Genomic DNA, 22,077 nt, shown 5'->3' with positions numbered 1-22,077 from the left:
GGGCTGTACGCCGCGTCTTCCCGGCCTATGACTCCACATTTGACTGGTCAACTCGAGGGAGGCTTCAAATACAGAACGGCCGCACCCTTATTGATAAGGGATGCGGCTGTGGTAATACCTGGGTTATCGCTCAGCGATGCTCGGTCTGGGTCGTCTTTGGACGGCGGCGTGCGGTGCTTTCGGAAACGAACTGCCCGTTCTTCGAATCACGATGGATGGTCTGCTTCTTGGGCTCCTCTTCTAAGTCCTTCTTTTCTGCCTCCTTTGCCATGTCTGTCACCTCCCTTCGTCCTCCGGTTCCCCAGCCTCGGCGGTTTGGCGCGTATCGGCTCTGATGGTTTCACTGTACACCACCTGGCATCACAAGGAATTACGTTGGCTTTCAGGTGAAAATTTCAGGGGAGAGGTTTGTTTTTGTAAGCGGAATGAGCATGAATGCAGTGGAGGAATGGGTTGAAGAGGAACATCCTCACTGTTTCGGGCCTCCATTGCACCCCAAACCAGGTCTGGGCGATGCCGGAAGTTCCTTTTTGACATATATCCGACGGGGTGTTGTCCGGTCGCCGACATGCGGCCGAGGATTGCAATGATTTGTCCGAGCCACTGGTATAGTAGGGGGATGTGTGTGCCAATGGCACGCCTTATGTGATAGGCGTGGACGATTGGGATATCCCGGAACTCGCAAGATTGCGCGTAGCGATACGGCGGCAGGAGAGCGAAGGGCCATCGGGCCGGTGGACTGTGGCTTTTTTACCGATTCGTTCGGTGAAGGTCGCGGTGTGGCGGCTTCACGGAAAACTAGGATAACGAATCGGAGAACTGAAGTTGCCTACCATAGAACAACTCGTCCGTAAGGGACGTAAGGCCAAGTCCAAGAAGTCGAAGACTCTGGCCCTCAAGGGAAGCCCGCTGCGCCGCGGCGTATGCACCCGTGTGTACACCACCACCCCGAAGAAGCCGAATTCGGCATTGCGTAAGGTCGCCCGTGTGCGCCTGAGCTCTGGTGTCGAAGTAACCGCCTACATTCCTGGCGAAGGCCATAACCTGCAGGAGCACTCCATCGTGCTCGTGCGTGGCGGCCGTGTCAAGGATTTGCCTGGCGTGCGTTACCACATCGTGCGCGGCGCGCTCGATACCCAGGGTGTCAAGGACCGCAAGCAGGGTCGTTCCCTGTACGGAGCAAAGAAGGCGAAGTAAGAGATGTCACGTAAAGGACCCGCTAAAAAGCACGAGCTGCTGCCAGACCCGATCTACGGTTCGACCGTCGTGGCCCAGCTGATCAACAAGATCCTCCTCGACGGCAAGAAGGCCATCGCTGAGAACATCGTCTATTCCGCGCTCGATATCGTCAAGGAGAAGACGGATCAGGAGCCCGTCTCCGTCCTCAAGCGCGCACTTGACAACATCCGTCCGTCCCTTGAGGTCCGTTCCCGCCGTGTCGGTGGTGCGACCTACCAGGTCCCGGTCGAGGTCAAGCCCAACCGTGCGAACGCCCTTTCCTTGCGTTGGCTCACGGACTTCTCCCGCAAGCGTCGCGAGAAGACCATGGCCGAGCGTCTGGCCAACGAGATTCTCGATGCCTCGAACGGCCTTGGTGCCTCCGTGAAGCGTCGTGAGGACACCCACAAGATGGCCGAAGCCAACAAGGCCTTCGCGCACTATCGTTGGTAATCACAGAGCTAACAAAACAAGCGTAAGGAACATTTATGGCACTCGATGTGCTCTCGGACCTCAATGAGGTCCGCAATATCGGCATCATGGCTCACATTGATGCCGGAAAGACGACTTGTACGGAACGTATTCTGTTCTATACGGGCAAGAACTACAAGATCGGCGAGACCCACGAAGGCGCCTCAACGATGGACTTCATGGCTCAGGAAAAGGAACGTGGCATCACCATTCAGTCCGCCGCGACCACCTGCTTCTGGAACCGTCAGACCCATGACACGGACAAGAAGTTCCAGATCAACATCATCGACACCCCCGGTCACGTGGACTTCACGGCCGAGGTGGAGCGTTCGCTTCGCGTGCTTGATGGCGCCATTGCCGTGTTCGACGGCAAGGAAGGTGTGGAGCCGCAGAGCGAGACCGTGTGGCGTCAGGCCGACAAGTACGGCGTGCCGCGCATCTGCTTCATCAACAAGATGGACAAGCTCGGTGCGGACTTCTACTACTCCGTCGATACCATCAAGCAGAAGCTCGGTGCCACGCCGCTCGTGCTGCAACTGCCGATCGGTGCGGAAGACACCTTCACCGGTATGGTGGATCTCATCCGTATGAAGGCTTATGTCTGGAAGGACGTCACCACCGATCTGGGCGCCCACTACGAGACCGTTGACATCCCTGATGAACTCAAGGAGCGTGCCGAGGAATATCACGCGACTTTGATGGATCAGGTGGCGGAGGCCAACGACGAATTCACCGAGAAGTATCTTGAGGCCGGCGAACTGACCGAAGAGGAGTTGCGTCAGGGCATTCGTGAGCTGACCATCTCCCGTCGTGCATACCCGGTTCTGTGCGGTTCCGCCTTCAAGGACAAGGGCATTCAGCCTCTGCTTGACGCAGTGGTCGATTATCTGCCGAGCCCTGAGGACGTCCCCGCAATCGCCGGTTTCAAGCCCGGTGACGAGTCCGTGGAGATCGATCGCAAGCCGACCACGGATGACCCGTTCGCCGCGTTGGTCTTCAAGATCTCGACTCACCCCTTCTACGGCAAGCTCGTGTTCGTGCGCGTCTACTCCGGCTCCATTCAGCCGGGTGACTCCGTGCTCGATTCCACGAAGGGCAAGAAGGAACGTGTCGGCAAGATCTTCCAGATGCACGCCGACAAGGAGAACCCCGTCGACGCTGCCGAGGCAGGCAACATCTACACGCTCGTCGGTCTGAAGAACGTTTCGACCGGTGACACGCTGTGCGATGACAAGGCTCCGATTTCCCTTGAGTCCATGACCTTCCCTGATCCCGTCATCGAGGTTGCGGTGGAGCCCAAGACGAAGGCCGATCAGGAGAAGATGTCGATTGCTCTGGCCAAGTTGGCCGATGAGGATCCGACCTTCCAGGTCAAGACCGACGAGGAGAGCGGCCAGACCCTCATCTCCGGCATGGGCGAGCTGCAGCTTGACATCATCGTCGACCGTATGCGGCGCGAGTTCAAGGTGGAGTGCAACGTGGGCAACCCGCAGGTCGCCTACCGCGAGACCATCCGCAAGCCCGTGATGAACCTCGAATACACCCACAAGAAGCAGACCGGTGGCTCCGGCCAGTTCGCAAAGGTGCTGATGAACTTCGAGCCTCTCGACCCTGCAGAGGGCAAGGATTACGAGTTCGTCAACGAGGTCACCGGCGGCCACATCACCAAGGAGTTCATTCCTTCGATCGATGCTGGTGTGCAGGAGGCCATGGAGTCCGGTGTACTCGCCGGATTCCCCGTGGTCGGCGTCAAGGCGACCGTCACGGACGGTCAGATCCACGATGTCGATTCCTCGGAGCTCGCCTTCAAGATCGCCGGTTCCATGGCCTTCAAGACCGCAGCCCCGAAGGCCAAGCCCGTCATCCTCGAGCCGATCATGGCCGTCGAGGTACGTACGCCTGAGGAGTATATGGGCGACGTGATGGGCGATTTGAACTCTCGTCGTGGCAACATAACCGAGATGAAGGACGCCACCGGCGTCAAGGTCATCGAGGCCAAGGTGCCGCTGAGCGAGATGTTCGGCTACATCGGCGATCTGCGTTCCAAGACCCAGGGCCGCGCGATGTTCACCATGCAGATGGACTCGTATTCGGAGGTGCCGAAGGCGGTCTCGGACGAGATCATCAAGGCTCAGCGAGGCGAGTAAATCACTGCTTCAATGGCGTGTCTGTCTCCAGTCAGCGTTACTATTCTGTAGCGCTGACTGGGTTAGGGCACTGAAGTGGCAAGTAACCCAGAAACCCAGTAAACTGTAGCGAGTACCCATGCTTTAGGGCACGGGCTAACTACGAAAACGTCCAGGAGGACAAAGCAATGGCAGAAAAGGAAAAGTACGAGCGGACTAAGCCGCACGTCAACATCGGCACCATCGGCCACGTGGATCACGGCAAGACGACCCTGACCGCGGCCATCTCCAAGGTGTTGCACGAGGAGTTCCCGGATCTCAACCCGGAATATGACTTCGATCAGATCGACGCGGCTCCCGAAGAGAAGCAGCGTGGTATCACCATCAACATCGCCCACATCGAGTACCAGACGGAGAAGCGTCACTACGCTCACGTCGACTGCCCGGGCCACGCCGACTTCGTGAAGAACATGATCACCGGCGCTGCTCAGATGGATGGCGCAATCCTCGTAGTTGCCGCAACCGACGGCCCCATGGCCCAGACCCGCGAGCACGTTTTGCTTGCTCGTCAGGTTGGCGTGCCGAGGATTCTCGTTGCGCTCAACAAGTGCGATATGGTTGAGGATGAGGAGCTCATCGAGCTCGTTGAGGAAGAGGTTCGCGACCTGCTCGAGGAGAACGGCTTCGACCGTGACTGCCCCGTCATCCGCACCTCCGCCTACGGCGCCCTGCATGACGACGCTCCCGATCATGACAAGTGGGTTCAGACCGTCAAGGATCTCATGGATGCCGTCGACGACTACATCCCGACCCCGGTTCACGACCTGGACAAGCCGTTCCTCATGCCTATCGAGGACGTCTTCACCATCTCCGGCCGTGGCACCGTGGTGACCGGTCGTGTCGAGCGTGGTGTGATTCCGGTCAACGCACCGGCGGAGATCGTCGGCATTCGTCCGACTACGACCACTACCGTCACCTCCATCGAGACCTTCCACAAGCAGATGGATGAGGCTCAGGCCGGCGACAACACCGGTCTGTTGCTCCGTGGCATCAACCGCGACGACGTTGAGCGTGGTCAGGTTATCGCCAAGCCCGGTAGCGTGACCCCTCACCACAAGTTCGAGGGCGAAGTCTACGTCCTGACCAAGGATGAGGGCGGTCGTCACTCGCCGTTCTTCTCGAACTACCGTCCGCAGTTCTACTTCCGTACCACCGACGTCACCGGCGTCATCACGTTGCCGGAAGGCGTCGAGATGGTTCAGCCTGGCGATCATGCCACCTTCACCGTCGAGCTCATTCAGCCCGTCGCCATGGAGGAGGGTCTGACCTTCGCAGTTCGTGAAGGCGGCCACACCGTCGGCTCAGGCCGTGTCACCAAGGTGATTGAGTAGTTCTCAGCAAGTAGGTTGTCAACTTACTTAAAAATGCCCCCGCCTCGTATGGTGCGGGGCATTTTTATATTTGTGTTAAAAAATATGCTCTCAAAAAAATATGCTCTCACAGGAACAGACGGTTCGCTGGCGGGTCGACCCCTTTCTTGGCTTTCTTCGTGAAATCAGGAGTAACGAGGCACGCATTCGGTCATCATCAAATTGTCCTATGATGCTAGGAAAGCTCGGCGTTGGATGTGATTTGAATCAGGGGAGCGACGTATAAACGTTCATGCTCCGTTCCAGCAAAGAGCAGGGTGTCCACGATTTCTTGACGAACGGATTTGCGCAGGTTCTATCGAAAACCATAGTCCATCCTGAATGCCCGTGCGGCATACCGGTGTCAACCTCGTTGGGTGCACTGGCCGGTAACTACCGTGGTGTTCACCGATTCTCCGGACGCTGGTCGTTGCGCCGTAAATAGCCTGGGAAAGTCGATCGAGAGGTGTCCGGTAAAAAATCAATGGCGATGTGGGAAGCGGATAGCCGGAAGCTTCCCGTTGATTCATCCCGAAAGTCCGGAGCCTCCTCGGTTGTTGGGCCGGACTGTCGCCTCATATGATGCGCATCGACTAGGAAATTGGAGGATCGCCCACCTTCGACGCAGTATAACCGTGTCTGTACCTACCCACTGGCATAATGACGAAGGCGTTTTATGAATGTAGCAGCGTTGGAATACGCGCTTATGAGACAGACTAAGGTGACGAAACGTGGCACAGACAAGCAATGACATCAAGAACGGGTCGGTACTGAACCTTGACGGACAGCTGTGGACCGTAACGAAGTTCCAGCACGTCAAGCCCGGCAAGGGGCCGGCCTTCGTGCGCACCACCATCAAGAACGTGCTTTCCGGCAAGATCGTGGACCGCACGTTCAACGCTGGCATGAAGATGGACTTCGAGACCGTCGACAACCGCAACCTTCAGTACTCCTATGAGGACGGCGACAGCTTCGTCTTCATGGACATGACCACCTACGAGCAGACCAACATCCCCAAGGATCTGGTTGGCGAGCAGGCCAAGTACCTGCTTGAGGGCACGGACTGCATCGTCAGCTTCCACGACGGCACTCCGCTGAGCGTGGAGCTTCCGGCCAGCGTCATTCTGACCATCACTCACACCGAGCCCGGGGTGCAAGGCAACCGTTCCAACGCCGGCACCAAGCCGGCCACCGTCGAGACCGGTGCCGAGATTCAGGTGCCGCTGTTCGTCGGCGAAGGCGAGAAGGTCAAGGTAGATACCCGTGACGGTTCGTACCTCGGCCGCGAGAACGGCTGACACCTACTCGAAATGCCCTGCGCCCGAATGTTCTGACGATCGTCTCGATGTCGGGTACTGGGCATGTGCCGCGATTCGTCCTGTTGACTCGCGGCTTGGAAAGAAAATGATGATATCTGTCTCGGACGCGAACGGTCATGAATGGCTGAGGCGTCCGGAACAAATCCGAGAGGCATTGGGGTAAATGGCAAGGTCTACGGCACGCAAGCGGGCGCTCAACACACTGTATGAGGCGGATGAGAAAGGTCAGGATATCTCGTCGCTGCTCACTGAACGCATCGCGCATCCCGGAGCCGAGACGCCTTTGCCTGACTATGCCATCGAGATGGTTCGTGGCGTTGCGGACGAATTGCATGGTATTGACCACGCTCTTGACGAGTATTCGACCAAGTGGTCGGTGCGGCGCATGGCCGTGATTGACCGGAACATCCTGCGCATCGCCGTTTGGGAGGTTCTCTTCAACGATGAGGTTCCCGATAAGGTGGCCATTGACGAGGCTCTCAGCCTTGCAAAGGACTATTCCGACGACGACGCCCCTTCGTTCGTGCATGGTCTTCTGAGCACTGTTTCGACAAAGAGGAATGACGTTCTGACTCAGATTGCAGAGGCAAGGGAGCAGGCTCGACTGCGCGAAGAGCGACGCGCGACCGAGGAACGCCGTAAGAATTCGCCTACTGCGCCGGGGTTCCTCAAATCCGGTGGTGTTTCCGGGCAAGGCGATGGTGCTGAGGACGTCAATGCCGCCGAAGGGGGTGACGTGGATGCCGAGGAAAAGACTTCGGATGGACAATTGGTTTTCGATCCTGTGGTCGGGCAGACCGGTGATGTTCCGATTGAACCCACGGGAACCGAGGATCGCTCGATTCCAAATAATTCAATCATTGATGATGGGGCTTCCGATGAATCGATTGGCGATGATTCGGTGACAGGCGTTTCATCGTTCAGTTAATACGTTTCGACCGCGGTTCGGTGGCCGGGCCGCGAATTTCAATTCCGGCCCGGTTATTTTTTATCAGGCTCACATGCTTGGCAGAAGGGAACACGCGATGACTGAATACCAAACCGCACCTGAACGTTTTGCAGCAGAGGATGCGGTACTGCTGCTGGAAGACGGGGAGCTCTACGTTGGAGAGCCATACGGGGCTCAAGGCAGCACCTTCGGTGAGATCGTCTTCACTACGGGCATGACCGGTTATCAGGAAACCATCACCGATCCAAGCTATGACAGGCAGATCGTCGTTCAGACGTTCCCTCATATCGGCAACACCGGCGTCAACCGAGATGATCCGGAGTCCGGCCGTGTGTGGGTGGCCGGCTATGTGGTGCGCGATGCCAGTCCGAACGTGAGCAACTGGCGGGCTACGGGCAGCCTTGACGAGGATCTGCAAAACGATGGCATCGTCGGCATCGGTGGCATTGACACGCGCAAGCTGGTGCGCCACCTGCGCAGTGGGGGAGTGATGCGTGCCGGCATCTTTTCCGGAAGTGCGCTTGTGGACGCCCGGACCGGGACACTGCTTCCGTTGGAGTCACTGTTTGCCCAGGTGCGTGCCGTGCCGCAGATGGAGGGGTCGCGGCTCTACGACGAAGTGAGCACTGACGAGGCATACACCGTCGAGCCCTGTGGTCGATACGAGGGCAAGGAACCTTTGTATACCGTCGCGGCCGTGGATCTTGGTATCAAGGGCATGACCCCGCACCGGTTGGCCGAGCGCGGATGTCGGGTGCATGTTGTGCCATCGAGCGTTTCGTTTGAACGGATTCAGGAGCTGAACCCCGATGGCGTGTTCTTCTCTAATGGCCCCGGAGACCCGCAGGAGGCACCTGCGGAGGTCGATTTGCTGCGTAAGGTCCTCGAAGCGGGGTACCCGTTCTTTGGTATCTGCTTCGGGAATCAATTGTTCGGACGCGCGCTCGGCTTCGACACGTACAAGCTCAAATTCGGGCATCATGGCGTTAACCAGCCGGTCAAGGACATGACCACAGGCAAGGTGCAGATCACCGCGCACAACCACGGGTTCGCCGTGGACGCGCCGGTCGGCTTCCCCACGGAGGCGCCGTACGGTGGGGGGAAGTACGGAAAGGTTTTCGTCTCGCACATTGATTTGAACGACAATGTCGTCGAGGGACTGCAATGCCTCGACATCCCGGCATTCTCGGTGCAGTATCACCCTGAAGCCGCAGCCGGGCCGCATGATGCGGCATACCTCTTCGACCGGTTTGTGTCGCTGATGGCCGCTCATAAGGCCGGTCGGCCTGTTTCGACGGTCCTCGTCGCTCCCTCATCGGCCTCGCCGTGGAGGAATCTCGCCACAACCGAAGCAGCAACCCCGTCCGCCCCGGAATTCGACAAGGAGAACAAGTAATGCCTAAACGTCAGGACATTCATTCCGTCATGGTCATCGGCTCCGGCCCCATCGTCATAGGCCAGGCCGCGGAATTCGACTACTCGGGCACCCAGGCCTGCCGCGTGTTGCGGGAGGAGGGCATCCGGGTCATCCTGGTCAACTCCAATCCGGCCACCATCATGACCGATCCGGAAATGGCCGACGCGACCTATATCGAACCGATTGAAACCTCCATCCTGGAACGGATCATCGCCAAGGAACACCCGGATGCGTTGCTGCCTACGCTTGGTGGGCAGACCGCCCTCAACGCGGCTGAGGAGCTTGGTGCGGCCGGTGTTCTCGACAGATACCATGTGGAATTGATTGGCGCCGATTTGGCGGCCATTGACCGCGGTGAGGACCGTGAGCAGTTCAAAAAGGTCGTTGAGGCCGCCGGGGCGGAATCAGCCCGTTCGGATGTGGCGCACACCCTGGAAGAGGTCGATGCGATCGTCGCCAAGCTTGGCTATCCGGTGGTCGTCCGTCCCAGCTTCACCATGGGCGGCCTGGGTTCCGGCATCGCGCACGACGAAGAGGAACTCCATCGCATCGCGGGAGCCGGCATCCATTATTCTCCGACCAACGAAGTGCTGATCGAAGAGGGGATCGAAGGATGGAAGGAGTACGAGCTTGAGCTGATGCGTGACCGTAACGACAACGTCGTGGTCGTCTGCCCGATTGAGAACGTCGACCCGGTCGGGGTGCACACCGGCGACTCGATTACCGTGGCTCCGACCTTCACTCTGACGGACCGGGAATATCAACGTATGCGTGATATCGGCATAGCCATCATCCGCGGTGTCGGAGTGGATACCGGTGGCTGCAACATTCAGTTCGCGGTCAACCCCGACAACGGCCGGATCGTGGTCATTGAGATGAACCCGCGCGTGTCGCGTTCCTCGGCCTTGGCCTCTAAGGCCACCGGTTTCCCGATCGCCAAGATCGCCACCAAACTTGCCTTGGGATACACCCTTGACGAAATCCAGAACGACATCACCCAGTCCACCCCGGCCAGTTTCGAACCGACCATCGATTACGTGGTCACGAAGGTGCCGCGCTTCACCTTCGAAAAATTCCCCGGCGCCGACCCAACCTTGACGACCTCGATGAAGTCGGTGGGTGAGGCGATGGCGCTCGGCGGCAACTTCCAGGAGTCCCTAGGCAAGGCGATGCGTTCCATCGACAAGAGGCACATGGGCTTTTCCTGGGATGGCAGGCGTCCCGACAGGCAAGAGGTGAGCCGACTGCTCGAAGACATGCACACGCCGACCGAACTGCGGTATCTGCAGATTCAGCGCGCCATATGGGGTGGGGCCACCCTTCAGCAGATTTTCCAAGCCACCAAGATCGACCCTTGGTTCATCGAGCAGTTCGTCCTGATCAACCAGACGGCCATGGAGGTGCGGTTCACTGAAATCCTTGGGCCCAAGCTACTGAAAAAAGCAAAATTGGCCGGTCTGTCCGACCTACAGATCGCACATCTACGTCACCTTGGCGACGAAGGCGAGAACACGATTCGTGAATTAAGGCACAGTTATGGGTTGCGTCCCGTCTACAAAACAGTGGACACATGCGCGGCCGAATTCGATGCCGTCACGCCGTATTATTACTCGTGTTACGCCGATGAATCCGAGCTCAAACCGCGTGACCGTGAGGCCGTGATCATCCTAGGTTCCGGACCGAACCGCATCGGGCAGGGCATTGAGTTCGACTACACCTGTGTGCATGCCGTGCAGGAGCTGGGCAAGGACTATGATACGATCATGGTCAACTGCAACCCCGAGACGGTCTCCACCGACTATGACATGTCAGACAGGCTGTACTTCGAGCCGCTGACCTTCGAGGACGTGATGGAGATCTATGAGGCCGAGAAGAAGCTAGGGGCCGTCAAGGGCGTGATTGTGCAGCTCGGTGGGCAGACCCCGCTTTCATTGGCCGCCCGCCTCAAGACCGCGGGCGTGCCGATTCTGGGCACTAGCCCGGAGTCCATAGATCTGGCCGAAAACCGAGAGCTGTTCGGTGAGGTGCTCCGTAAGGAGAAGCTGAACGCACCGCGATATGGCACGGCCCTGAGCATGGAACAGGCTCTCGAGGCTGCGCGCTCGATTGGCTATCCGGTGCTGGTGCGACCGAGCTATGTGCTTGGAGGGCGTGGCATGGAGATCGTCTACGATGATGCCCAACTCGAGAAATACGTCAATCGCGCTCTTGACCAGGCCAAGGCCGACACGGTGGTCTCAGGCCGCCTGCCATCGCCGCTTCTTATCGACAAGTTCCTGCAAGACGCCATTGAGATCGACGTCGACGCCCTCTACGACGGTAACGAACTCTATATCGGTGGCATTATGGAGCACGTGGAAGAGGCTGGCGTGCATTCAGGTGATGCGGCCTGCACGTTGCCGCCTTCAACGCTGTCCGATGACCAGATCAAGCGTCTGCGCGAAGCGACTTTGGCCATTGCCGAAGGTTGCGGTGTGCGCGGCGTGATGAACGTTCAGTTCGCGTACATGGCCAATACGCTCTACGTCATTGAAGCGAATCCACGCGCCTCACGTACCATCCCGTTCGCGTCCAAGGCGACCGGTGTGGCGCTCGCGAAGGCGGCTGCGCGCATCATGGTCGGGGAGACTATCGAGGAACAGCGTCGGTGTGGTCTGCTCCTGCCCAAGGGCGATGGCGGCACCATTCGCCCCGGTCAGCAGGTGGCGGTCAAGGAATCCGTGCTGCCGTTCAAGCGCTTCCGCACCGAAGGCGGCAAATCCGTCGACACACTGCTTGGACCGGAGATGCACTCGACCGGCGAGGTGATGGGCTTCGATCGTGACTTCCCGCACGCCTTCGCCAAGTCCCAGCTTGCCTCTTACGAGGGTGGGCTGCCGACGCACGGCAACGTGTTTCTGTCCGTGGCGGATACCGACAAACGCCAGTTGCCACTTATCGCGATACGTTTGAAGGAGCTCGGTTTCACCGTCTGCGCGACCGAAGGCACCGCCTCCGTTCTGCGTCGCTACGGCATCAAATGCAGGGTCGTCAGTAAGATTTCGACGACTGACGAGGACGAGCGCATGCTCAAAGCCGAATATGGCAGTGACTACATTGGCAGAAACGCGGTTGAGATGATTGAGCAGGGCGAGGTCGACATGGTGCTGAACACCCCGAGTACGCGTGGCTCGCGTTCGGACGGATACACGATTCGAGCTTCGGCCGTGATCGCGGACGTACCGCAGTTCACCACCATCACGGAGTTCTTCGCGGTGCTGCTGGCCATCGAGGCGGTGAAGGCGAATGACTACCAGATCATGAGCATACAGGAGCATTCGGCCCAACTGTTCGCCTCCGAGAGAGGATAGGCGCCGTTGAGTGACTCCAGTCGGTACCTGGGGGATAATGGCAGTCGAAGGAGTCATGAAAATATGAAGAAAATCGACGCACATCTGCATCTGGTCCGTTCGCTCTCCGGGTTTAACGGAAAGGGGCGGCTCAATCCGCTGGGTGGCGGCAGGGCCGTTTGGGACAACGGCACGTTCGTCAAACTCATTCCTGACGGTTGGGGGGACGATGATTTTCTGGCTGAATCTGCTCTGAAGGTGATGGATGAGAACAGTGTCGACAAGGCGGTTCTATTGCAAGGCAGCCTCTATGGGTTCCAGAACTACTACACCTATCGGTCGGTAAAACGGTATCCGGATCGCTTCATCGGCGCCTTTTCGTTCGACCCATTCGTCGGTGAATCGATCACGGCTGTACGTCGGCATGTGGAGGATCTCGGCTTTCGTGCGGTTAAGATGGAGATCAGCCAAGGCGGTGGGCTGGGCGGTTACCATATTCCGGTTAGGCTCGACATGGATTCCCGTTTGGGTCGCTTCTTCCATTACGTCGCCGATTATCCGGGTTTCGTGGTCACTGTTGATTATGGTGACTGCTCCCAGCTAAGCTATCAGCCTGAGGCCATAGCCAACCTGGCGCGGCTTTACCCGCAGCTAGATTTCGTGGTCTGCCATCTCTCGTTCCCCAACGCCGACCACCTCGACCGGCTCGAAAACGTCCTGCGTCAATGGGAACCGTATCCGAATATCTCCACGGAAATCTCGGCGATCCAAGACATCGAAGGCGAGCGCGACTTCCCGTTTCCACGTTGTCAGAAGGACGTGGCCTTGGCGAAGAGGATCCTTGGCCCCGAGCGTATCTTCTGGGGCACCGATTCTCCTTGGTCTTCGACGTTCAACTCCTACCATGACTTGGCCACATGGCTTGAGGCCACGGACATCTTCACCGAGTCCGAGCTTGAGGATGTGTTCTACAACAATGCCGAACGCATCTACTTCAAACCTCGGAATGTGGCCGCCGCGGTCGATACCGAAGACCCGGCTCGTCTGGACTGAGCGTCTCCGACCGGGGGAGGCGAATCGATTCAGTGGCTTGGTTAGACTGGGAACCATCAGGAGATAATCGAGGGGAGCGCACTGTGAACAACGAGACCGACAAGGGCAAGCAGGTTGACGACCGGCAGGGCAGGGGTCGCCTTATTGTTTTGACCGGTCCTACTGCGGTAGGTAAGGGAACGGTGGAGGCCAAGCTCCTCAAAGACCACCCCGAGGTCTGGGTTTCCGTCTCCGCCACCACCCGCGCCCCGAGACCGGGCGAGGTCAACGGCAAGAACTACTGGTTCATGGACGAGGACGAATTCGTCGCCCAAGAGAAGCAGGACTGGTTCCTCGAGACCGCCGTCGTGCACGGTATGGCCCATTACGGCACGCCATTACGGCCGGTGCTCGATCATCTGGCCAAGAACATTCCGACGATTCTGGAGATTGATCTGCAGGGTGCTCGCCGTGTGAAGCAGCGTGCCGCCGAATTGAACCTTGAAATCGTCTCGGTCTTCATCGCGCCGCCGAGCTACGACGAGCTGGTGCGGCGTTTGGTGGGTCGTGGCACGGAGAATGAGGAACAACGCAAGAAACGCCTTGAAACCGCGAAGGTCGAGCTCGCCGCCGAACCCGAATTCGATGTCGTGATCGTCAACGACGCCGTCGACCGCGCCGCCGCCGAGCTATGGGACGTCATCGCCAAGGAATACGGCATCAAAGAATGATTCAACGGTGTACCGTGTTATCAATATCAAGCCTTCGCGAGTTGGTGAACCCTCTGGTGCGAGATACCGGGCGTTTTGCCGATGTCGCGTAGGGTTAGGCCAATCTCGTGAAGTGTTTTGGCGGCAAGACCGGTTTTTGAGTTCGGCTTGGCGCTCAGTTTCCTCCTCAAGAGCCCGTTCACGGTTGGTGTCGATCCTCCGCTTGGGTGAGGGGTGGGGAAGTCGGTGCGGTTGGGCGGGTGGCGGCGGATTTGCCTGTTTCGGTTCTCGTTGCTGCACCGCTGTCGGCTCGGGGTATGGGTCCGCAAAGTAGGCGGTCATCCTCGGCCTGCCGTCGACCAGTCGGTGGGGCCGGTTCGCCTCGTTCCCCCCTTCGACGCGAACCAGGGCTCGTGCTTCGGCTCCCGGCTGTCGGTTGACGGGCTACGGAACACAAGCAATCCCATCGTTTCATGGGGATATCGCACTTCTCACTTGAACTCGGGCCGTGGCGAACATGCGGCCTGTCATGATAGTATGTGAACGCATTGCATGTTTCCATCCAAGTCCAATGGCGTATGATCTGCCTTGCGGCTGCCGCATGTTGAAATGATGTCATGTTGCTGTGCGATTGAGGAATGAGCGAAGTTCGGGGGGGGCATGGAAAATCTGCATCACAGGATTGCCCGTGCGGGGTGGATTGTTCTGGCCGTAATCGTCGCGTTGTGCCTGATGCTGGTTTGTGTCGTCAAAGTAGAAGATCTCCGGACCGAGCATGAGATACGGGAAGAACAGCGCACCATATCCCTTGACTCCGACATACAGACGTCTTTGGACGCGTATGTCAGGCTGCTCAAGGCGACGCTTGAAAACGATCAGTCCGTGCTCTCGCGATATGACCAACGGCAGCGGGACGTGGCCGCGGATTGCGAGTCGGGCTACACCGATGGGGGCATGCCGAATATGCGTGACGTAAGGATTGACGTCGAACCACGTTATATCCAGCATGAGAACGGCCGTGTGACGCTGGGGGTCAGGACCTCCACTGTTGTCAAATCTCGCGACATGGCCGGGTCGGACGGTGCCGCGGACGGTGTCACGAATTGGAGCGACGACCATGTGCTGACCTTCATCACCGCCCGTATGGCCGGTTTGGAGGGGAAAACCGAAGTATCGTATGTCATCCGCGACGACGAGACGTTGTTCGGACCGGATGAGCCTGGGTATGTCCCTTTGAAGAATCTGCGCAAGTGGGACAAGCGATAAGGTGGATGCGAGTGTCGCCTTTGTCGTGATGTATCAACATGAGGCCGCGCTCTGGCCGGTTGTGTGCGCATCCGTATGGTCGCCTCGTGGCAATTGATGGAGTGAAATATCAGAGGGATTGAGTATGATAAGGGTTTTGAGCAGCTTATTCTTGTAAGGGGAGCGATAATATGGCATTTGGCACTGAGCCTACACCGACCGGTCTTGCGAATCCGACGATTGACCAGCTTATGGAGCATTCTGAGGACAACAAATATTCCTTGTCGATTTTCGCGGCGAAGCGCGCCCGTCAGATCAACTCCTATTTCACGCAGCTGAACGAGGGACTGTTGCAGAACGTCGGACCGTTGGTGGAGTACCAGAATAACGACAAACCGCTTTCCATCGCCTTCCGCGAAATCAATGATGGTCTTCTTGAGGAGACTCTTGGTGAGGACGACCTGAGCGAAGGTCGCCAATAAACCACATATAACGTATCGCGAAACGCCCGGCCGGATGATGACGACCGGGCGTTTTTCGTTGTATGCATTGCCCAGTGCGGTGAGGATTCGTTCGTGAAATGAACCGTCGATGGTTTTTATAAGGCCGTGGGCGTACAGTTGTCTGATGTATGTATACACGTCGGCCGTCTTTCTGGCGGCTCTGGCATGGAAGAAAGAAGTATCGCAGTGACTGAAGAACCTCGCTTGATTTCATCGGAATCCGTCACCGAAGGTCACCCTGACAAGGTCTGTGACCAGATTTCGGACGCTATCCTTGACGATATGCTCCGCCAGGATCCCCATTCCCATGTGGCCGTGGAGACTTCGGCGGCCATCGGGCAATTCCTTGTGTTCGGCGAGGCCACCAGCGCCGGTTATTCCGACATTCAGGGCATCGTGCGCCGGGTGGTTCGCGATATCGGTTATACATCCTCGGAAGTCGGTCTTGATGCTGATTCGTGCGGTGTGCTCGTCTCGCTGACTGAGCAAAGCCCCGAAATCAATCAGGGTGTCTCTCGCCTGAAACCGCAGGAAGAGACCGAAGTCTCCCGCGAAGAGCGCTATGAGGCGCAAGGCGCCGGTGACCAGGGCATCATGTTCGGTTACGCCACCGACGAGACCGATGTGCTCATGCCTTTGCCGATTTATCTATCGCATCGGCTTTCCTTCCGTCTTGCCGAGGTTCGCAAGCAGGGGATCGTGCCGCACCTGCGACCGGACGGAAAAACGCAGGTGACCATCGAATACGACGACAATGATCGCCCTGTGCGTGTGGACACGGTGCTCGTTTCCACCCAGCATGATCCTCAGGTCGCGCATGACTGGCTTATGGCTCAGTTGCGTGAGCATGTCATTGAGCCGGTGCTTGATGAGGTGTGCGGCGACGCGGTGCGTCACGACGATTATCGTGTGCTCGTCAACCCCACCGGATCGTTCGTTCTCGGAGGTCCGGCCGCGGATGCGGGACTGACCGGTCGTAAGATCATCGTGGATACCTACGGTGGCGCGGCCCATCATGGGGGCGGCGCCTTCTCCGGCAAGGACCCGAGCAAGGTGGACCGTTCCGCGGCCTACGCCACCCGTTGGGTCGCCAAGAACATCGTCGCGGCGGGTCTTGCCCGCAAGGTCGAGGTTCAGGTGGCATATGCCATCGGGGTGGCCGATCCGGTGAGCATCAACGTCAATACCTTCGGTACGGCGACCCAGGGCGTAAGCGATGAACGAATCCAAGCGGCGGTACGCAAGGTCTTCGATCTGCGTCCGGCCGCCATCATCGACGAGCTTGACCTGCTTCGCCCGATCTACCGGAAGACCGCGGCTTACGGCCACTTCGGTCGCACCGACCCGGACTTCACTTGGGAAAGAACCGACAAGGTCGATGAACTCAAGGCGGCCGTCGCCGCGGACTGACCGGTTTTGAAGTGAACCAGGATGCCGGGGTGGCAAGAAACGCCGGTGTTGCATGGTAAAAGGCCGTGCCCGCTGTGTGCGGTTGCGGCCTTTCGTTTTGGTTCTCCAGCTTCGCTTGAAATCGTTTCGCGGCGCGCTGAAAGGTGTCTGTGTCGTTTCTGGGCAATAGAGTGGCTATAGGTTTACACATTGTTGAAAAGGGGGTGCCGCATGGCCTCGATGTCCGTAGCGGAAATGATCGGATTGTTCCTGAACGACAACGGGAAGGTCAACTTTGAGGCGTTTGATGGTTCGTCGCTCGGTCCGAAGGATGCGCCTTTGCATATCCATGTCAACAATTCCCGTGCTGTGTACTACATGGTCGATCATCCGAACGATCTCGGCCTGGCCCGGGCTTATTTGCAGGGGGACATCAGTTCGCCGGAATTGATTCCGGGCGACCCGTATGTCGTGTTCAAGGAGCTGATGGCCTTGAAGCCCGATTTGAAACGACCTAATCCTGCTGATTTGGCGCGTATCCTCTCTTCCGTATATTCGCACGGCATCCGTCACCCGGAACCGCCCTCGATTGAGGGACCGAGCCGTTGGCGTCGACGTGCCGAAGGACTGATGCCGCACTCGAAGGCCGGTGATTCGGCCACGGTGAGTTACCACTATGACCAGTCCAACGAATTCTATCGTCTGTTCCTTGGTTCGTCGATGACGTACACGTGCGCCGTGTTCGATACGCCCGAGGACTCGCTGGAGGACGCCGAGTGGCGCAAGCTCGACCTTGTGCTCGACAAGCTCAACCTCAAGCCCGGTGACAGGCTGCTTGACATCGGCTGCGGCTGGGGTTCGATGGAGATTCGTGCCGCGCAGCGTGGCATCAAGGTGCTCGGCGTCACTCTGGCCGGTGAGCAGGTCAAGTGGGCACAGGAGTGGATCAAGCGCGAAGGTCTCGAAGATCTGGCCGAGGTGCGTCAGATGGACTACCGCGACGTACCCGAGGGGGACTTCGACGGCATCTGCTCGCTGGGCATGATGGAACATGTCGGCTTCAAGCACTACCCCTCCTACTTCCAGGAGATTTTTGACAAGCTCAAGCCCAACGGCCGTTTGCTCAACCACCAGATCACCCGAGTCAATTCAAAGACGGGTAAGTCCGCAGGCGAGTTCATCGACCGTTACATCTTCCCGGACGGACAGCTGGCCTCCCCGGGTGAGATTGAGACCGTCATTCATGACACGGGCTTCGAGGTCGTCAACCAGGAGAACCTGCGTCAGCACTATGCGCTGACCCTGCACCACTGGAACAAGAACCTGGTTGCTGGTTGGGACCGGGCGGTCGAACTGATGGGTGAGCCAAAGGCGCGTCTGTGGGGACTCTATATGGCCGGTTGCGCCCTGAACTTCGAGCTCAACAACATCCAGATTCACCAATTCCTCTGTGTGCGTCCGGACGATACGAAGATGACCGACCACTATCCGCTGCGTCCGTGGTGGGTCAAGGATTCGGAAGTCCTGCCCACGCAGGTCGAGGCGCCGAAGGCATGACGTTTACTGCGTCAGAAAACTAAGGATTGTGGGGTGCGTAACCTTCTCGACGGTTCCGCACCCCACTATCATTGTCGGTGATTAGTCCATATGGTTGAAATCGATCTTTTCCAGTTTTCTGATTCTTTTCCTGGTCATTCCGATAAGCCATAAAACAATGAACAAGTTCAGGCCACCGAAGATGCTGCGACCCCAAATTGTTTCGTTCGTGAGTAATTCCAGAATCGGCTGGTCATCAGCGGCGCTTATGGCGATGTTGATAATCAGGAACAAGATGATGAATAAAGGAATGGAAACGAGGCATATCAGCCTTCGTTTCCACGGTTTTGTGGGTTTGACCGCATCGACGACGTCGCTAAGGTCATCAGATAGAGTGACGAAGCCCGATGAAATCCGTTTCCATCTCCTATTCGGATTGTTGGGAGCCGGCGTTTGCTCGATGGCTTCCGATACCGTCGGATGACTTTGCATGGGAATTCCTCCCCTCGCCGCATGGACTGTGATATGTCCGTTATGCATATCAACTTCGATGTTGTTATTAGTGTTCAGATTTTATGATAGATATTCATCTGAACACGGCCAAGTATATTGCAATATTATGACTATTGCAGATTAACCGGGGTTTGTCGTATCTCGGTATGGCGGTATTTCGGAAAAGATGAGTTTGCGGGAGTCGACCCCCTTGCTATTGTGGACGATATGAGTGAATCGGAGGCCGAACAGCTGGCGCTGGCGGGACTTGCACCGCGCAAACGCCGCAAGCGGGTCACCCATGCCCAGGCCGCCGAAAATCCCGTGGCGCAGGTGGTGCTTGACGTGCAGGCCACGCATTTGGGGCAGACCTTCGATTATCTGATCGACGCGAAGGACGATCAGGCCGCTCGACCCGGCGTGCTGGTGCGTGTCCGTTTCGGCGGACAGCGCCTCAATGGCATCATTTGGAGCCGTTCTGATGAAAGCCATGCGCCCGCTTCCTCTCTGCGTTATATCGAACGCGTCCTGAGCGCCGAACCGTTGGTCTCAGGCTCCATGAGACGGGATATCTCTGCCATCGCCGACGCCTACGGCGGCACACCGGCGAACATTCTGCGACTGGCCGTGCCGCCGCGTGTGGCGCGGGTCGATAAGGAACAAGCCCTGGCTCTGGCCGGCGCATGGCAGGGCGGCCGTGGCAAGGTTCGGCTCGACGCGGCGGCGATGGACAGCGGCACTAAGCGTTTCGTATCCAGCTATGACGGTGCCGTGGCGTTACGGCACTCATTGTCCGGTGGTGGTTTCGCCTCGTACGTGATCGACGGTCTGCCGGGAACGGGACGTTGGGCGGCCGACCTGGCTTGGATGGCCGGATTGAGCCTTGCGGAGGGCAGGTCTGCGGTACTGGTGCTGCCCACGATGCGTGAGGTCAATGATGTTGCCGGAGCCTTACGGATGCTTGGACTCAGGCCATTCGCACCCACAGGGTCGGCCAATGGCGGATATGACGGCGACTTTGTGTGTTTGGCCGCTTCTCTTGCGCCTGCGGAGCGCTACCGCTCCTATCTGGCAGCGGCCAGTGGGCAGGTGCGGTGTGTGATCGGCGTGCGGGCGGCCATGTATGCGCCGGTCGAAGGGCCAGGGCTGTTCGCCATCGTGGACGATGTGGCCTACCAGAACGCAGATGGCATGATGCCCTATGCGACCGCGCGTGGGGTTTTGCGGCTGCGTGCCCGGCTGCACGGCGGCGTGTTCGTGGCAATGGGCAATGCCCGCAGCGCCATAAGCCAGTGGGAGGTCTCCGATGATGGAACGGGGCATGGAACCGCGGTCAATGCCTTATTACCGGACGGGAATGCCGCGGCGGCTGTTGCTGGTCGTGTCGTCGATGGTTCAGAAGCCATAGCCGTTTTTCGGGAAGATGCTTCCAACGTCGGCGTTGCCGGGAAAGTCGGCAGGCTCGATCCCATATTGGAAACCGGCGAGGCCGATCTTTCGGCAAGTACCGTACGTTCGGGGATATACCACCCCACATCCGTGCATGGTATGGAGGATTCTCCTGAAGGCATGACGAATCAGCAGGAAGCAGACATGCCGTACGCGGATTTTGACGTATGCGAAACGCCGGTCAGCGGTGCGAGCGTCGCCCTGCACCCCTACCCGGCGGTGGTGAACCAGCTGGCTCCGTGGGCACGCTGGTTCAATCGTGATGAGCTTGCCAGGCTCGCTGATCCAACGATCGGCGCCCGTGTGCCCCACAGCGCAGTGCGAATCCTGTCCGAGGCATTGGAGACGGGTCCGGTGCTGTTTTCGATACCACACGATGGGGTGGCCGAGGTGCTCAGCTGCGCGAAATGTCATCGTCAGGCTCGCTGTCCACGTTGTACTGGGCCTTTGCAACTGATTCGCGGTCAGGCCCCGCGCTGCCGGTGGTGTGGTGCGCCCGCAGCTCAATGGAAGTGCCCGGAATGCGGTTCAGAGCGCATGAATGTCGTGCGTGTGGGGGCCACGGGTACCGCCGAGCAGTTGCGGCATCTGTTCGGCAATGTGCCGATGGTGCTTTCCAGTCCAAGCCAACCCGGCGGGATCGTGCAGTCGATATCGGATCGTCCCGTCATCGTCATCGCGACTCCCGGTGCCGAGCCACGTGTGCGCGGCAAATCATATGCCGCCGTGGCGATTCTCGATGCCTGGACGAGTCTTTATGCGTCCGGTGTTGATGCGCGTATTGACACGCTTACCGCGTGGATGCGTGCGGCGGCCTTATGTGCGCCAAGGCACGCAGGAGGTCAGGTGTTGCTGATCGGGGAGAGCGACCCGGCTCTGGCCAAGTCATTGATCGACTGGGACTGCCGTCTGCTCGCACGACAGGAGCTCAATGACCGTGCCGAAACGGGGTTGCCTCCCACAGTCGCTGCCGCGTGCGTCTGGGGGCGTCGTGAGGCGGTCATCGAGACATTGCGGCGTATCGGCGTGACGGAAGGCGGCGAATGGTCGAGTCTGCCGATGCCGGGGCTGGAATCGGACCTGGCGGATGAGTCGGCCGCGGAAGATGGACGCCCCGTGTCGGCCTTGGATGACCCGCCGGCGCCGACCATGCCTGCGGTACTTGGCCCGGTGCCTATCGCGCAGCCGCGCACCTTGGATGCGCGTGAGCTTGAGGAGACCCGTGACAGAGTCAAAGCCGTGGTCCGCGTGCCCCAGAACCTGCGCGCCCAACTTGCCAAGCGTCTGCACGCCGAAGTGGCCCGACACGTCGCCACACGAAGCCCGGGCGAGCTTCGATTCCAGCTGGACCCCAAGGACCTGACATGAGATGCGCACTTGTCGTCGAAAATTCGATGGCTTGTCACATCGGTCAGATGGCTGGCCGCGTCATTGAGATAATTGTAATTCAACGTCGGTGAGGTGTGAAACCATGGGACACAAA

15 protein-coding genes and 2 pseudogenes are annotated in these 22,077 nt (G+C 58.4%); 15 read left to right on the top strand and 2 right to left on the bottom strand.

The genetic code is table 11. The annotated features are described in order from the left end of the window. Positions 1–130: 130 nt before the first annotated feature. Positions 131–271, bottom strand: a complete 141-nt coding sequence (locus tag BBOH_RS08730) for a hypothetical protein (protein WP_156097520.1) — start codon at positions 269–271, stop codon at positions 131–133. Between the two features lie 554 nt (positions 272–825). Between BBOH_RS08730 and rpsL the strand changes: the two genes are divergently transcribed. The 14 genes and pseudogenes from rpsL to BBOH_RS02505 all read left to right on the top strand — a co-directional run bounded on the left by rpsL (position 826) and on the right by BBOH_RS02505 (position 18,674). Then, a complete protein-coding gene (gene rpsL, locus BBOH_RS02570; RefSeq protein WP_033521141.1) occupies positions 826–1,197 on the top strand; it encodes a 30S ribosomal protein S12 in 372 nt (123 codons plus the stop codon). Between the two features lie 3 nt (positions 1,198–1,200). Then, positions 1,201–1,671: a 30S ribosomal protein S7 gene (gene rpsG, locus BBOH_RS02565; protein WP_033521143.1), complete on the top strand. Its 471-nt coding sequence runs from the start codon at positions 1,201–1,203 to the stop codon at positions 1,669–1,671. 35 nt (positions 1,672–1,706) lie between these two features. Continuing rightward, positions 1,707–3,836 (top strand): elongation factor G, encoded by a 2,130-nt coding sequence (gene fusA / locus BBOH_RS02560; RefSeq protein WP_033521145.1) that lies wholly within the window; start codon positions 1,707–1,709, stop codon positions 3,834–3,836. Between the two features lie 167 nt (positions 3,837–4,003). Then, a complete protein-coding gene (gene tuf, locus BBOH_RS02555) occupies positions 4,004–5,206 on the top strand; it encodes an elongation factor Tu (RefSeq protein ID WP_033521147.1) in 1,203 nt (400 codons plus the stop codon). Positions 5,207–5,955: 749 nt separating this feature from the next. Further along, complete coding sequence (gene efp, locus BBOH_RS02550) at positions 5,956–6,522, top strand: elongation factor P (RefSeq protein WP_033521149.1); 567 nt, start codon at positions 5,956–5,958, stop codon at positions 6,520–6,522. Between the two features lie 184 nt (positions 6,523–6,706). Then, positions 6,707–7,282, top strand: a pseudogene (nusB, locus tag BBOH_RS09195) (transcription antitermination factor NusB); the annotation flags it as partial. Between the two features lie 286 nt (positions 7,283–7,568). Further along, a pseudogene (carA, locus tag BBOH_RS02540) lies at positions 7,569–8,756 on the top strand (glutamine-hydrolyzing carbamoyl-phosphate synthase small subunit); the annotation flags it as partial. A gap of 131 nt (positions 8,757–8,887) precedes the next feature. After that, positions 8,888–12,259: a carbamoyl-phosphate synthase large subunit gene (gene carB, locus BBOH_RS02535; protein ID WP_033521150.1), complete on the top strand. Its 3,372-nt coding sequence runs from the start codon at positions 8,888–8,890 to the stop codon at positions 12,257–12,259. A 63-nt stretch (positions 12,260–12,322) separates the two neighbouring features. Then, positions 12,323–13,291 carry an amidohydrolase family protein gene (locus tag BBOH_RS02530; RefSeq protein WP_033521151.1) on the top strand — a complete coding sequence of 323 codons (969 nt, stop codon included), beginning with the start codon at positions 12,323–12,325 and terminating at the stop codon, positions 13,289–13,291. Positions 13,292–13,374: 83 nt separating this feature from the next. Beyond that, on the top strand, positions 13,375–14,001 hold the full coding sequence (gmk, locus tag BBOH_RS02525; RefSeq protein ID WP_033521152.1) for a guanylate kinase: 627 nt from the start codon (positions 13,375–13,377) through the stop codon (positions 13,999–14,001). Between the two features lie 639 nt (positions 14,002–14,640). Continuing rightward, complete coding sequence (locus BBOH_RS02520; RefSeq protein WP_033521153.1) at positions 14,641–15,246, top strand: hypothetical protein; 606 nt, start codon at positions 14,641–14,643, stop codon at positions 15,244–15,246. Positions 15,247–15,416: 170 nt separating this feature from the next. Then, complete coding sequence (gene rpoZ / locus BBOH_RS02515; RefSeq protein ID WP_033521155.1) at positions 15,417–15,707, top strand: DNA-directed RNA polymerase subunit omega; 291 nt, start codon at positions 15,417–15,419, stop codon at positions 15,705–15,707. Positions 15,708–15,914: 207 nt separating this feature from the next. After that, positions 15,915–17,138: a methionine adenosyltransferase gene (metK, locus tag BBOH_RS02510; RefSeq protein WP_179855842.1), complete on the top strand. Its 1,224-nt coding sequence runs from the start codon at positions 15,915–15,917 to the stop codon at positions 17,136–17,138. 210 nt (positions 17,139–17,348) lie between these two features. Continuing rightward, on the top strand, positions 17,349–18,674 hold the full coding sequence (locus tag BBOH_RS02505; RefSeq protein WP_044098085.1) for a class I SAM-dependent methyltransferase: 1,326 nt from the start codon (positions 17,349–17,351) through the stop codon (positions 18,672–18,674). Between the two features lie 81 nt (positions 18,675–18,755). On the opposite strand, the gene BBOH_RS02500 is transcribed toward BBOH_RS02505, so the two are convergent. Beyond that, positions 18,756–19,145, bottom strand: coding sequence for a hypothetical protein (locus BBOH_RS02500; protein ID WP_033521158.1), 390 nt, complete (start codon positions 19,143–19,145; stop codon positions 18,756–18,758). Between the two features lie 228 nt (positions 19,146–19,373). Between BBOH_RS02500 and BBOH_RS09190 the strand changes: the two genes are divergently transcribed. Then, positions 19,374–21,962: a primosomal protein N' gene (locus BBOH_RS09190; protein ID WP_033521159.1), complete on the top strand. Its 2,589-nt coding sequence runs from the start codon at positions 19,374–19,376 to the stop codon at positions 21,960–21,962. Positions 21,963–22,077: the final 115 nt, after the last annotated feature.

It is taken from the genome of Bifidobacterium bohemicum DSM 22767, assembly GCF_000741525.1.
GTDB classification, from domain to species: domain Bacteria; phylum Actinomycetota; class Actinomycetes; order Actinomycetales; family Bifidobacteriaceae; genus Bifidobacterium; species Bifidobacterium bohemicum.
This window is presented reverse-complemented; position numbering and strand designations above follow the sequence as displayed.

Excerpts from the sequence above, each read along its gene's own strand:
- BBOH_RS08730 (WP_156097520.1), bottom strand. The coding sequence starts at position 271 with ATGGCAAAGGAGGCAGAAAAGAAGGACTTAGAAGAGGAGCCCAAGAAG.
- rpsG (WP_033521143.1), top strand. The coding sequence starts at position 1,201 with ATGTCACGTAAAGGACCCGCTAAAAAGCACGAGCTGCTGCCAGACCCG.
- fusA (WP_033521145.1), top strand. The coding sequence starts at position 1,707 with ATGGCACTCGATGTGCTCTCGGACCTCAATGAGGTCCGCAATATCGGC.
- tuf (WP_033521147.1), top strand. The coding sequence starts at position 4,004 with ATGGCAGAAAAGGAAAAGTACGAGCGGACTAAGCCGCACGTCAACATC.
- carB (WP_033521150.1), top strand. The coding sequence starts at position 8,888 with ATGCCTAAACGTCAGGACATTCATTCCGTCATGGTCATCGGCTCCGGC.
- BBOH_RS02530 (WP_033521151.1), top strand. The coding sequence starts at position 12,323 with ATGAAGAAAATCGACGCACATCTGCATCTGGTCCGTTCGCTCTCCGGG.
- BBOH_RS02520 (WP_033521153.1), top strand. The coding sequence starts at position 14,641 with ATGGAAAATCTGCATCACAGGATTGCCCGTGCGGGGTGGATTGTTCTG.
- rpoZ (WP_033521155.1), top strand. The coding sequence starts at position 15,417 with ATGGCATTTGGCACTGAGCCTACACCGACCGGTCTTGCGAATCCGACG.
- BBOH_RS02505 (WP_044098085.1), top strand. The coding sequence starts at position 17,349 with ATGGCCTCGATGTCCGTAGCGGAAATGATCGGATTGTTCCTGAACGAC.
- BBOH_RS02500 (WP_033521158.1), bottom strand. The coding sequence starts at position 19,145 with ATGCAAAGTCATCCGACGGTATCGGAAGCCATCGAGCAAACGCCGGCT.
- BBOH_RS09190 (WP_033521159.1), top strand. The coding sequence starts at position 19,374 with ATGAGTGAATCGGAGGCCGAACAGCTGGCGCTGGCGGGACTTGCACCG.